We start from the raw sequence: 12,617 nt of genomic DNA, 5'->3' as shown, positions 1-12,617 counted from the left end.
GAGGGGGTTTTATGCCAGAAGTAAGATGCTCTGTTTCCAATTGTTCATTTTGGGGACAAGGTAACTTTTGTCAAGCAAGTGCGATTATCGTTCAGCCAGATGCGGATGAAACTGGTCAAACTGAAAATGAATCGTATACAAGTGCAGTTTTAACGAACGAGACGCTAGAAAGTTCTGTAGCAACAAGTGTAGAGACTTGTTGTCATACATTTAAGCCAAAATATTAAACATAAAAAGCATACGACTAATCGTATGCTTTTTTACATTCCCCTCCAAAAATCATGCATAATAAAAAAGTACAAAATAACGAGAACGGCTGTCCCGCATAACGTAATACGCCGATATATACTTTTCTCCCCTTCCCTTGCCTTAACAAATGCCCAAATAAATCCGAAGAACAATATTAAATCAACGTATGGAACATAAAACGAAAAGACGAGAAAAGCATACAAATACACGATAAATAAACAGGTCGTTACTAAGAAAACTTTAAACGCAAATTCACTTTTCATAATGTAACCGCCCCCTATCTGTACTGTATTATATTCAGCAAAGTACAATAGTTGCAGTTAAACTGGAAGTAGAAATAAGCTACCGTCTATAATACGGTAGCCTATTACGGAACATTATATTTTCGTTTATATATATTACTTAAAATCGAAGAAGGAATTTGCTCATAACGAATTTTTTCTCCTGTTTCATCCACAATATACAAATTGTTTCCTATATAATATATTCCATCTTTTCGTTTTGAGTACACTGCATATCTTTCGTTTGGCAATACCATTTTCACTTTCGTTAGCTGTCCATTCGGTTCTTGCCAATATATATCCACGCGATCTACTAACGTAAGCATACCAATTTGCTCTTCTTCTACTTTACGACCATTCCAGCTCACAACACGATAACCAAGCTTATTCGCTTCATATTCCGGGCTCGTATGAAACCGAGAAATGATTACTTTCGTCTGTAATTGAACTCGGTCATATAACCACTGTATATCCCTGTCATGCATACGAATACAGCCATTTGATTCCCTACTTCCAATTGTCCATTCCCGATTTGTCCCATGAATCGCATATTCATTTTTATCTAGTCCAAGCCATCTCGTACCAAGAGGGTTATTTGGTGCACCACCAGCTATTTTTTTTCGATGGTATTCTTTATTTTTATATTTAGTTATAATACAAAAATTACCTTCAGGCGTAGGTGTACGATCTCTTCCAGTTGTTACGGGGAATGTTTTTGTATAATTTCCATTTTCAAAAAAAGACAACTGGTTTGTCGTAAGATTCACTAATATTAAATGATCTGTACTAGCAAAAGCACTAACCGGTAGAATGAAAAATAATAGTATGACGAAACATAGCTTTTTCATCTATACCCCCCTAGCGCTCACTATAATAAGTGGAATTAACTTTACTTTGCTCTTATAAATGAAAACTATCCATTTACAATAACGCCCCCATTTACATGTATCATTTGCCCGGTAATATAGGATGAATCACCAGACGCTAAATATACATATGCTGGCGCTAATTCATATGGTTGTCCAGGTCTTTGCATTGGAACATTGCTTCCAAACTGTGATACTTTTTTCTCATCAAAGCTCGATGGAATAAGTGGTGTCCAAATTGGTCCTGGCGCAACACCATTTACACGAATCCCTTTTTGCACTAATGACTGAGAAAGTGATCTTGTGAAAGCAACGATTGCCCCTTTCGTTGCAGAATAATCAATTAACGTTTCATTTCCTTCGTATGCAACGATAGACGCGGTATTTATAATGACATCCCCTTGCTTTAAATGAGAAAGTGCGGCTTTCGCAACGTGAAAATAAGAAAAAATATTAATACGAAAAGTCTTTTCTAGCTGTTCTGCTGTAATATACTCTAGTCCTTGCTGCGGATATTGCTGTGCGACATTATTTACTAAAATATTCAAACTACCTAGCTGCCGGACAGTCTCTTGTACAATATCTTTACAATGCTGTTCATCACTTAAATCACCTGGCAACAATACGCACTTTACGCCTTCTTTCTCAACATATTGTTTCGTCTCATTTGCATCCCCCTCCTCATCTAAATACGCAATCGCAATATTTGCTCCCTCTTTCGCAAAAGCGATAGAAACAGCTCGTCCAATTCCGCTATCTCCACCTGTAATTAATACATTCTTTCCTTTTAACTTTTCGCTTCCTTTATAATTTGGATCTTCAAACTGCGGTAGAGGATTCATTAATGATTCAATGCCAGGCTGTTTATTTTGATGTTGCGCCGGCATTGTTACAAAGTTTTTTTGCTGCGGCATAATTTCTTTCAACTCCTTTTTCTTATAATGTGCATAATAAAAACTGAAATTCGCACATCATATTACGATTAATATTCGAATTTAAGACACAAAATATGAATTGTTGTAAACTTTTTATGCAAAACTATTGCAAAATAGATAAAAAACGAATATTATATATAACTGTTGTGAAAATTATTCGTAAACAGAAAGGATGTTTATATGTTTAACCTTTCAAAACATAAAACTTCTATTAAAACTGAAATTATGGCAGGTATTATTACCTTCTTAACAATGGCATATATCATTGTCGTAAACCCAGTTATCCTTGGGGATGCAGGTGTTCCATTTGAACAAGCATTTACAGCAACAATTATCGCTGCTGTTGTCGGAACATTATTTATGGCGATCTTTACAAACTTACCAATCGCAATTGCACCAGGTATGGGATTAAATGCTTACTTCTCTTACTCTGTTGTAAAGGCTCATGAAGGCATGACTTTCGCAATTGCATTCTCTGCTGTATTCGTAGCAGGTATGATTTTAATTTTGTTATCATTCACATCTTTCCGTACAAAATTAATGGAAGCAATTCCTGAAAACTTAAAACATGCAATTACTGCTGGTATCGGTCTTTTCATCGCCTTTATCGGTTTACGTTTAACAGGTATCGTTACAAAAAATGAAGCAAACTTAGTTGGACTTGGTGATCTTCACTCTGCTCCAGTACTACTAGCATTAGCTGGACTTGGAATTACGATTGTTCTTATGTCTTTAAATGTAAATGGCGCACTATTTATCGGTATGTTATTAACTGGTATTATCGCTTTCTTCACGGGACAATTATCATTCTCAAACGGTGTTACATCAATGCCTGGATTACCAGAAGGAATTATCGTTTCAAATCCAATTACTGCTGTATCTGACGTAATTAACTACGGATTATACGGCGTTGTATTCTCATTCTTCCTTGTTACATTATTCGATACAACAGGTACATTACTTGGCGTTGCTCAACAAGGTGGATTTATGAAAGATGGAAAACTTCCAAAAGCTGGACGAGCTCTTCTATCTGACTCATTCTCAGCAACAATCGGTTCTATGTTCGGAACAACACCATCAACAGCTTACATTGAATCTTCTGCTGGTGTTGCAGCTGGTGGTCGTACTGGTTTAACAACTGTTACAGTAGCTGTTCTATTCGCACTAGCAGCATTCTTCGGACCATTAGTAAGTGCCGTTTCTGGTGTATCAGCTATTACTGCACCATCATTAATTATCGTTGGTAGTCTTATGATGGGTTCAGTTCGCCACATCGATTGGGACGCATTTGATGAAGCATTCCCAGCATTCTTAGTAATCTTAAGCATGCCACTTACATCAAGTATCGCAACAGGTATTGCACTTGGATTTATTTCATATCCACTTATGAAAGTGGCAAAAGGTAAATTCCGTGCTGTTCACCCACTTGTATATGTATTTGGAATTTTGTTTGCTTATCAATTGATATTCTTACCACATTAAAAAAGTAGAGCATCGGATTTCGATGCTCTACTTTTCTTTTATAACAATCATTCAAACTATAACGGTCCCTCCAAAATATGAAGGAGCTTATAATCTTTTAATATTTCTCATTCACCTGTAATTCTTTACTATACTTCTGAATGAAAACTGAAGAAATAACCATTACCATCCCTACACTACACCCAATAAGCTGATCCAGTAGCATTTCATCATGAATGAACCAGCGCAGTAAAAATACCCCACCAAAAATAAGCATCATAATAAATCCAGTATGTCTAAGCCCTTTATATACATTTTCCATATGTATCACCTCTCCACATACTTTTATCCATATTATACCATAATCTAAAAACGTGTATAACCAACATTCAGCATTGAAACCAATAATAAAAAGACTGCAGAGAATTTCTTCTCCACAGCCTAATACTTATTTTTGCAAGAACGCTTTTAAATCTGCAAACTGTCTCTTTGCATCTTCATAGCCTTGCTCATATAGATTTTGTAGTTTTGCTGTATCTTTTTCCATACGATCTACTTGAAGCGGTACTTCTGGACGAATAACAAATAAATTACCCGCTTGTTCTTCTTTTTCAATGTAGTGAAGTGTTTCATTATACACTTCATAGCGATTTAGCATCGTGTTAACAAGATTCGGATATTTTTTATAAGCTTTCGCAGCAATCCACCCAAATCTTGATTTTTTCTTTGCGTAACCGTGATTTCTTGTTAAAATTACGACTGATTTTTTAAATCCATCTTCCTGTGCTTTACGAACTGGAATTGGATCTGAAATCCCGCCATCTAATAATTGCTTACCACGATAATTTACTACTGGTGCAATGAAAGGTAATGAACTAGAAGCTTGTAATAAATTTAGTGCATCGTCATTCGTTCCCTCTTTTTCAAAATAAACAGACTGTCCTGTTTCACAATCCGTCGTTCCTACAAGGAAACGCTCTGGGCTATTAAAGTATGTTTCAAAATCAAACGGCACATGCTTTTCTGGAATTTCATGAAAAATAAAATCCATATCAAATAGCTGACGTTTTCTCCATAAGTTTTTATACGATAAATATTTCGGATGTGATGCATAATCAATATTGACCGTTTTATTTCTATTTCTTTGTCTGGAAAGATACGACGCTGCATGACAAGCACCAGCTGATACACCGATTACATATGGAAAATATAAATCTTGTTCCATAAAGTATTCTAATATCCCGCCCGTATATACACCACGCATACCGCCGCCTTCTAATACTAACCCTGTATTTTCAAGCATGTTACTCTCTCCTCTATATATATTGACTCTTTAATTATTCACTATGTTAAGTATCTGTTTCTATTATATATGAGTTCTTTCAGAAATTATATTTAAAAGACTTGAGAAAACGGAATTTTTTCTTCCAATTATATTTCCAAATGATCAGAGACATCCTTTATAAACCTTTGAATAAAATCTTGTTCTTCTTTCGTATATCTATCTAAGAATAACAGCCACTTTTCTTCAGCTTGTTTATGCAATTTATCATGAGCTTTATATATTTCATTTCCGCTTTCCGTTAAGCGAAAGAAAATTTCTTTTTGATTGTCTAACATTTGCATCTTCTCAACGAATTTCTTTTGGAACAACTTTGTACAAACTTTAGAGATTGCGCCCTTCGTCATTCCCATTTCTATCGTAATTGCCGTTACATTCATCAGACCATTTTTCCCGATACACTCGATTACATGTAACTCAGATAAAGACATACCACTTACACCTGTCTCACGAAGAAACTTCTCATTTTGTCCTTTCAAATGTTCTTCTCTTTTATGCAAAAGTGTACGAATGTCCGAAAGTATTTCCATTTGTTTCGTTACATAATCCAATCCGTTCGCCCCCTAAGTTTCCAAAGAAACAATTTAACTATATACCATTTTAAAATCATTTTTTCATATTTACAAGTGAGAAAAACATGTTAAAATAAATTTAGTTTCCAAGGAAACTAAAAAAGAAGGAGGTTAACATAATGAAAAAATCCAAACTACATTTCATTTTATATGTTGTCTGTATTAGTGCCTTACTTGGTTCCTTCGCTCAAAATATTTACACACCTATCTTGCCCATGATTCAAGGTTCTTTTCATACTTCTCTTTATCTTGTAAATGTAACAGTTTCACTTTTCACGTTCATTCTTGCAATTATGCAGCTCGTATATGGACCTTTCATTGATACAAAAGGGAGAAAATCTGTCCTTATCCCTAGTTTAGTCATTAGTACAATTGGTTCAATCGGATGTGCTTTTTCGGCAAACATTTATTTATTTCTCTTTTTTAGAGCTGTTCAAGCTATAGGAATAGCGGCTATACCTGTAGTTTCAGCAACGATTATCGGCGATTTATTTGAAGGAAAAGAACGCGGAGAAGCGATGAGCCTATACCAAATGTTACTTGCCCTCGCACCTGCGATTGGTCCTCTCATTGGTGGTTATCTCGGCAGTATAAATGGCCACTTATCTGTATTTCTATTTTTATCTATACTTGGCATTCTTTTATTAATGATAAACCTTTCACTACTTCCAGAAACAAAACCTACTGTAATGAAGCAACCGCAAGCAAAAAAGAATTACTGGTTTATCTTAAAAAATAAAACTGGATTTTCTATTACTCTTATTGGCTTCATTCAATTTTGTATTTACTTTTGCTTTCTCGTTTTTTTACCGAGTATTTTAACAAATTCATTTCATTTAACTGTAAAGGAAATTGGTCTTATGTTTGTACCAATGTCTCTTTCTATCATGCTGGGAAGTTTTTGCTACAAGTTTTTGCAAAAACGCCTCACAACAAAGCAAACTTTATTTATTACGAGTTTCTTCAATATTATATGTGTCGTTTTATTCTCTTTCACATATAGCATTAATATCACATTCATCATTATCGTTACATCTTTGTACGGTTTTAGTATGGGACTTTCTATGCCAACTCACACTACTTTGTTAACGGAAGAATTCGTACAAGAACGCGCAACAGCTATCGGTATGTACAACTTCATCCGCTATCTTGGTATGGGCACAGGCCCACTTATAGGTGGATTTCTTTTATTTAACCAAAATTACTTTTGGATTTTTTTCCTAGGCGCAATTATATTTTTACTTGTAATCTTATATGCAATGAAAATGCTACGCTTCCCTGCCACACAAAAAGCAAAATAGAGACCTACAGATGGTCTCTATTTTAAACTCTTTGATCCGCAACAATATGAATATCAATATGTTTCGTCTGTCTCATAATTTCATTTACAATAGAACCTTTTCGAATTTCTTCCCACCGAGTTCTCGCTGATTGCCCAAGTAAAATTTGTGTTACTTGCAATCTTTTCGCGACTTCAATAATAACATCCGCTGGCTTTCTTCCTTTTGCTTCTTCTAATACAAAACTTGCATCAAATTGATTCGTGAGCGCCTTCCACTCTTCAATTGTTTGTTTTTTACTAGCTGAAAGAGAGTCTATATTTTCTCTTTCAACATTGAATACATACAATTCAGCGTTTAAGCGATCAGCCATGCGCCAGCCCCGTCTTATTAATTTCTCTGCTGTTGAACTGTACTGTACACAAACGAGAATTTTTTCTTTCACTCCGATTGGTTCTATCACTGTTTGACTAATCTTTTCGTCCATATCGTCAGCGACTTCCCGAAGTGATAATTCTCTTAGTGCTCCTAAATTATTAAGCGTAAAGAAATTTTGTAAGCTTTGCTGTATTTTTTCTTCCTTATATATCTTTCCATCTATTAGTCTTTTCCTTAACACTTCCGGCGTTGCATCAACTAGCTGAATTTCATTCGCCTTTTGCAAAATAAAATCTGGAATACGTTCTCTTACTTTTACATTTGTAATTTGAGCTACAATGTCATGAACGCTTTCTAAATGTTGGATGTTAAACGCTGACAATACGGATATACCAGCCTCTAACAATTCTTGTACATCCATATAACGCTTCTTATTTTTAGAGCTGGGAATATTACTATGCGCAAGTTCATCCACTACAACTACTTGCGGCGCACGTTTTATAATGCCTTCCACATCAAGCTCATAAAATACTTTTCCTTTATACTGTATTTCTTTCAAAGGAACTTTTTCTAAATCAGCAATTGCTTCTTCCGTCTCTTTTCTCCCGTGCGTTTCAATTAAACCAATTACAATATCCGTACCGTCCTTTTTCATCTCTCTAGCATCATAGAGCATTTTATAACTTTTCCCTACTCCTGGAGCAGCCCCTACATATAGCTTTAACTTCCCACGATTTTGCTGAAGAATATATTCTAAATATTCCTCTGGCATTCGCCTTTGAAACGTCGGTTTATAGTCATCTGCATACAAAACACACACAACCTTTCTTTCGAAACAACACTACCTCAATCCGTTAGATTGAGGTAGCACTGTTACTATTTCAGTAGTTTCTGTAATTCTAAATTTAACTTTAAGACGTTTACGCGGGTCTCTCCAAATAAACCAAGTGCCGCACCTTCTGTTTGATCTTTAATCAATTGCTCTAGCGTTTCTTTCGGAATTTTCGTTAATTTTGAGATACGCTCTACCTGTACGGAAGCTGCCTTCGGACTAATATCAGGATCAAGCCCTGAACCTGAATTTGTCACTAAATCGATTGGTACTTCTGTAACTGGAACGCTCGGATTTTGTTTCTTCCACTCTTCAATACTTTTCTCTACTCGTTTCTCTAAATCTGGATTAGACGGTGCATAGTTATTTGAACCAGACGCTTCTGCTTTATATTCAATACTAGAAACACGCCCATGAAAATAACGTGGATCTGTGAAATTTTGACCGATTAATTTAGAACCAATCACTTCATTTTTATCATTATATATTAGACTTCCATCCGCATTATCCTTCATTACTGCTTGTGCAATACCAGTAATAATAAGCGGATATACAAGTCCACACAACACTAAAAATGTAAAAGTAATCCGGATGATTGGTGATAGTATACTTTGTTTCTTCGCCATCTCTTTCCCCTCTTCCTTATATGAACAAGCCGACAATCATATCAATTACTTTAATTCCAATGAACGGTACAATCACTCCACCAAGCCCATAAATAAGTAGGTTTCGGCCCAGTAGTGCATTCGAACTCATCGGTTTATATGCGATACCTTTCATCGCCAATGGAATGAGTAATGGAATAATAACTGCATTAAATAGTAATGCTGATAAAATCGCTGACAGTGGTGATGTTAGTTTCATAATGTTCAATGCTTCCATTTGCGGAATCGCAAGTGTAAACATTGCTGGAATGATTGCAAAATATTTCGCGATATCATTTGCAATACTAAACGTCGTTAACGCACCACGTGTCATTAACAATTGCTTACCGATTCCTACAACCTCAATAATCTTCGTTGGATTCGAATCTAAATCAATCATATTGGCTGCTTCTTTCGCAGCTGTTGTACCACTATTCATCGCTAATCCAACATCAGCCTGTGCTAATGCCGGTGCATCATTTGTACCATCACCTGTCATCGCTACAAGTTTCCCTTTATCCTGCTCTGCTTTAATAACTGCAATTTTATCTTCTGGTTTGCACTCAGCAACAAACTCATCTACTCCTGCTTCTTTTGCAATGGTTGCTGCTGTTAATGGGTTATCCCCTGTACACATAACCGTTTTAATCCCCATTTGACGTAACTGTTCAAAACGTTCACGCATACCAGATTTTACTGTATCTTTTAAATAGATTAAACCGTAAATACGATTATTCACTGCAACTACAAGTGGTGTTCCGCCCTCTTTTGAAATGAAATCTGCTTTTTGATTTACATCTTTCGGAATTGTTCCACCTTGTGACTGAACCCATTCAATCACGCTACCGACAGCACCTTTTCTCACTTTCGTTCCGTCCTGTAAATCAACACCACTCATTCTCGTTTCTGCTTTAAATGGAACAAACTCACCTTGTTCCGCAAGTTCTCTATTATATGATATAGATTTCGCTTGCACATACTCGATAACAGATCGACCTTCTGGTGTTTCATCTAAAACTGAGCTAATCGCAGCCCACTTTCCAACTTGCCCAATCGTTTCATTTCCTACAGGTAATAATGTATGAGCCATTCTGTTCCCGAAAGTAATCGTACCCGTTTTATCTAAAATAATTGTATTAATATCGCCAGCAGCTTCTACTGCTTTACCCGACATTGCTAACACATTAAACTTTGTCACACGGTCCATCCCGGCAATACCAATCGCTGATAATAATCCACCAATTGTCGTTGGAATTAAACAAACTAACAATGCTACAAGTACAGCTGTATCAATTTGAAACCCTAAATAATTTGTGAAAATCGGCAGCGTCACAACAACGATTAAGAAAATAAGCGTTAAACTCGTTAATACTGTATTTAAAGCAATTTCATTCGGTGTTTTTTGACGAGCAGCCCCTTCTACTAAAGAGATCATTTTATCAATAAATGATTCACCAGGATTACTCGTAATGATAATCGTAATCTCATCACTTACAACCATCGTACCGCCTGTTACGGAACAAAAATCACCGCCAGCTTCTTTTATTACAGGAGCTGATTCCCCTGTAATCGCAGATTCATCAACAGATGCTAATCCTTTTATGACTTCCCCATCACTTGGAATCATTTCTCCTTGTTTTACAATAACAACATCACCTTTTCTTAGATCCGTTGCTGAAACTTGAACAATGTTCCCATTTTCTTTTACAACATTGGCAAACACATCTTTCTTCGACTGTTTTAAAGAATCGGCTTGCGCTTTCCCCCGTCCTTCCGCTAATGCTTCTGCAAAATTAGCAAATAAAACTGTAAATAAGAGAATGAAAGAAACTGTTATATTAAACCATCCTGGTACACTACTAGAATGACTTGGAAGAAACGATAAAATGAACGTAATGATAAATCCAATTTCTACAACAAACATAATCGGATTCTTTATCATGACTTTTGGATTCAATTTCGCAAAGGACTGTTTCATCGCATTTGTTACGATATCACGATCCATCGTTTTCGCTTGTCTAACTTCATCTTCTACAACATGCATTTGTGACTCATTTACTCTTTTTTCTTTTACTACTACCGGTCTCATCATTTACCCTCCATTACTTCAATGTAAGAAATTCTGCAATTGGACCGAGTACCAACATTGGGAAGAATGTTAATGCACCGACAATTACAATTGTTCCGATGAAAATGCCGCCAAATAAACTATTATCCGTACGGAACGTTCCGACTGTTTCTGGCACAACCGTCTTCTCTTTCAATGAAGCTGCAACAGCTAGCATCGTAATTAAACTGAAATAGCGTCCTAAAAACATAACTAAACCAGTTGTAATATTCCAAAACGGTGTATTATCTGCTAACCCTTCAAATCCAGATCCGTTATTCGCAGCTGATGACGTATACTCATAAACAACTTGTGTTAAACCGTGGAAGCCCGAGTTAGAAATCGCTTCTGTTCCTAAATGTGTAGAAAGAGCTAATGCCGAAAATCCTAAAATGAGCAATGGATGAAATAGTATCGTTACCGCAATTAATTTCATTTCCTTACCTTCAATTTTCTTACCTAAAAACTCTGGTGTCCGTCCAACCATTAATCCAGATATAAAAACTGCGATGATCGCATACATAATAATGTTCACAAAGCCTGCTCCAACGCCGCCGTATACTGTATTTAACATCATATTTACGAGCGGAACTAGACCGCCAATTGGTGTTAACGTATCATGCATCGTATTCACCGCTCCAGTTTCAGCAGCTGTCGTTACTGTTGCGTATAGTGAAGAAAATACGGTTCCGAACCTTACTTCTTTTCCTTCTGTACTTCCTTGTACATGTTCAATACCCATTTCATTTAGTGCTGGATTCCCGTTTAGTTCAGATGTCGTAATTGTTATAAACCCTAGTAAAAACACCATGAATAGTGAAACGAAAAGGATGCGACCTTGTTTTTTATTTCCTACCATTCGTCCGTACGTAAATGGAAGTGCTGTTGGCAATAACATCATAAGCATCATTTGCAAAATATTACTCATTTGCCCTGGATTTTCGAAAGGATGCGTAGAATTGGCTCCGAAAAATCCACCGCCGTTATTTCCAAGTTCCTTAATGGACACGAATGATGCAACTGGCCCGCGTAAAATACTTTGTTTCGCGCCATCAATCGTTTGCGCCGTAACTGCCCCGTCTAACGTTTGTGGTACACCAAGTGCGACAAAGACTAGTGCCGCCATAAATGCGATAGGAAGAAACACTCTCGTTAATGCTCTCGTAAAATCAACGAAAAAGTTACCGAGTTCTTTTCCAGCTAGCCCTCTTATAAATGCCATAACGAGCGCTAACGTCGTTGCCGGTGCTGCAAACATTAAGAATGTAATTCCGATTAATTGTGATAAATAAGATAAACCATTTTCACCGCTATAATGCTGTAAGTTCGTATCAGCCATAAAACTAATTGCTGTATTAAAAGCGAGCGTAGGCTCCATTCCTTCAATGTGTGCTGGATTTAATGGCAATACTCCTTGTAGTCTGAAAATGAAATATACGACAACAATCATAAATCCATTTAATAAAACTAATGATAATGCGTACTGTTTCCACGTTTGATTGTATGCTTTTACACCCGTAATTTTAAAAATAAGTTTTTCAAAAGGCCCGAATACTTTATCTAGCTTTTTACTACCTTGAAAGGCTTTCTCTAAATAAATTCCCGTTGGCTTTGCCACAAGAATAAACAATAGCATTGTAATAACGACTGCAACCCAGATCATAATGAAT

Annotated in this window: 13 protein-coding genes; 3 read left to right on the top strand and 10 right to left on the bottom strand. The window is 36.3% G+C overall.

What is annotated here, in order from left to right; genetic code table 11:
- Positions 1 to 11 precede the first annotated feature (11 nt).
- Complete coding sequence (locus NST14_RS04310; RefSeq protein ID WP_001115486.1) at positions 12 to 227, top strand: DUF1540 domain-containing protein; 216 nt, start codon at positions 12 to 14, stop codon at positions 225 to 227.
- Positions 228 to 260: 33 nt separating this feature from the next.
- Here NST14_RS04310 and NST14_RS04305 read toward each other — a convergent pair whose 3' ends face one another.
- The 3 genes from NST14_RS04305 to NST14_RS04295 all read right to left on the bottom strand — a co-directional run bounded on the left by NST14_RS04305 (position 261) and on the right by NST14_RS04295 (position 2,310).
- On the bottom strand, positions 261 to 512 hold the full coding sequence (locus NST14_RS04305) for a hypothetical protein (protein WP_000834195.1): 252 nt from the start codon (positions 510 to 512) through the stop codon (positions 261 to 263).
- Positions 513 to 616: 104 nt separating this feature from the next.
- Positions 617 to 1,378 (bottom strand): L,D-transpeptidase, encoded by a 762-nt coding sequence (locus NST14_RS04300; RefSeq protein ID WP_000732025.1) that lies wholly within the window; start codon positions 1,376 to 1,378, stop codon positions 617 to 619.
- A gap of 65 nt (positions 1,379 to 1,443) precedes the next feature.
- A complete protein-coding gene (locus NST14_RS04295) occupies positions 1,444 to 2,310 on the bottom strand; it encodes an SDR family oxidoreductase (protein WP_001136277.1) in 867 nt (288 codons plus the stop codon).
- A 201-nt stretch (positions 2,311 to 2,511) separates the two neighbouring features.
- On the opposite strand from NST14_RS04295, the gene NST14_RS04290 reads away from it, so the two are divergent.
- Positions 2,512 to 3,813 (top strand): NCS2 family permease, encoded by a 1,302-nt coding sequence (locus NST14_RS04290; protein WP_000482726.1) that lies wholly within the window; start codon positions 2,512 to 2,514, stop codon positions 3,811 to 3,813.
- Between the two features lie 97 nt (positions 3,814 to 3,910).
- Here the strand turns inward: NST14_RS04290 and NST14_RS04285 are convergent, their stop codons facing one another.
- From NST14_RS04285 to NST14_RS04275, 3 genes are all read right to left on the bottom strand, one after another.
- Positions 3,911 to 4,114, bottom strand: a complete 204-nt coding sequence (locus NST14_RS04285) for a hypothetical protein (RefSeq protein ID WP_001993632.1) — start codon at positions 4,112 to 4,114, stop codon at positions 3,911 to 3,913.
- Between the two features lie 126 nt (positions 4,115 to 4,240).
- Positions 4,241 to 5,095 carry a patatin-like phospholipase family protein gene (locus NST14_RS04280; protein ID WP_000892678.1) on the bottom strand — a complete coding sequence of 285 codons (855 nt, stop codon included), beginning with the start codon at positions 5,093 to 5,095 and terminating at the stop codon, positions 4,241 to 4,243.
- A gap of 128 nt (positions 5,096 to 5,223) precedes the next feature.
- Complete coding sequence (locus NST14_RS04275; protein WP_000386825.1) at positions 5,224 to 5,685, bottom strand: MarR family transcriptional regulator; 462 nt, start codon at positions 5,683 to 5,685, stop codon at positions 5,224 to 5,226.
- Between the two features lie 140 nt (positions 5,686 to 5,825).
- Between NST14_RS04275 and NST14_RS04270 the strand changes: the two genes are divergently transcribed.
- Positions 5,826 to 7,007, top strand: a complete 1,182-nt coding sequence (locus NST14_RS04270) for an MFS transporter (protein ID WP_229143209.1) — start codon at positions 5,826 to 5,828, stop codon at positions 7,005 to 7,007.
- Between the two features lie 22 nt (positions 7,008 to 7,029).
- On the opposite strand, the gene kdpDN is transcribed toward NST14_RS04270, so the two are convergent.
- The 4 genes from kdpDN to kdpA are packed head-to-tail and all read right to left on the bottom strand — an operon-like array spanning position 7,030 to position 12,610.
- A complete protein-coding gene (gene kdpDN, locus NST14_RS04265; protein ID WP_229143207.1) occupies positions 7,030 to 8,184 on the bottom strand; it encodes a KdpD-like non-kinase potassium sensor in 1,155 nt (384 codons plus the stop codon).
- A 56-nt stretch (positions 8,185 to 8,240) separates the two neighbouring features.
- The gene (gene kdpC / locus NST14_RS04260; RefSeq protein WP_001085545.1) at positions 8,241 to 8,822 is read right to left on the bottom strand and encodes a K(+)-transporting ATPase subunit C; all 582 of its coding nucleotides are present in this window, start codon (positions 8,820 to 8,822) and stop codon (positions 8,241 to 8,243) included.
- A gap of 16 nt (positions 8,823 to 8,838) precedes the next feature.
- Complete coding sequence (gene kdpB / locus NST14_RS04255) at positions 8,839 to 10,929, bottom strand: potassium-transporting ATPase subunit KdpB (protein WP_229143205.1); 2,091 nt, start codon at positions 10,927 to 10,929, stop codon at positions 8,839 to 8,841.
- Positions 10,930 to 10,942: 13 nt separating this feature from the next.
- The gene (kdpA, locus tag NST14_RS04250) at positions 10,943 to 12,610 is read right to left on the bottom strand and encodes a potassium-transporting ATPase subunit KdpA (protein ID WP_061185556.1); all 1,668 of its coding nucleotides are present in this window, start codon (positions 12,608 to 12,610) and stop codon (positions 10,943 to 10,945) included.
- Positions 12,611 to 12,617: the final 7 nt, after the last annotated feature.

It is taken from the genome of Bacillus sp. FSL W8-0519 (genome assembly GCF_038005585.1).
Lineage (GTDB): Bacteria > Bacillota > Bacilli > Bacillales > Bacillaceae_G > Bacillus_A > Bacillus_A paranthracis.
This window is presented reverse-complemented; position numbering and strand designations above follow the sequence as displayed.

Excerpts from the sequence above, each read along its gene's own strand:
- NST14_RS04305 (WP_000834195.1), bottom strand. The coding sequence starts at position 512 with ATGAAAAGTGAATTTGCGTTTAAAGTTTTCTTAGTAACGACCTGTTTA.
- NST14_RS04310 (WP_001115486.1), top strand. The coding sequence starts at position 12 with ATGCCAGAAGTAAGATGCTCTGTTTCCAATTGTTCATTTTGGGGACAA.
- kdpC (WP_001085545.1), bottom strand. The coding sequence starts at position 8,822 with ATGGCGAAGAAACAAAGTATACTATCACCAATCATCCGGATTACTTTT.
- NST14_RS04300 (WP_000732025.1), bottom strand. The coding sequence starts at position 1,378 with ATGAAAAAGCTATGTTTCGTCATACTATTATTTTTCATTCTACCGGTT.
- NST14_RS04285 (WP_001993632.1), bottom strand. The coding sequence starts at position 4,114 with ATGGAAAATGTATATAAAGGGCTTAGACATACTGGATTTATTATGATG.
- NST14_RS04270 (WP_229143209.1), top strand. The coding sequence starts at position 5,826 with ATGAAAAAATCCAAACTACATTTCATTTTATATGTTGTCTGTATTAGT.
- NST14_RS04280 (WP_000892678.1), bottom strand. The coding sequence starts at position 5,095 with ATGCTTGAAAATACAGGGTTAGTATTAGAAGGCGGCGGTATGCGTGGT.
- kdpB (WP_229143205.1), bottom strand. The coding sequence starts at position 10,929 with ATGAGACCGGTAGTAGTAAAAGAAAAAAGAGTAAATGAGTCACAAATG.
- kdpA (WP_061185556.1), bottom strand. The coding sequence starts at position 12,610 with ATGATCTGGGTTGCAGTCGTTATTACAATGCTATTGTTTATTCTTGTG.
- NST14_RS04290 (WP_000482726.1), top strand. The coding sequence starts at position 2,512 with ATGTTTAACCTTTCAAAACATAAAACTTCTATTAAAACTGAAATTATG.
- NST14_RS04295 (WP_001136277.1), bottom strand. The coding sequence starts at position 2,310 with ATGCCGCAGCAAAAAAACTTTGTAACAATGCCGGCGCAACATCAAAAT.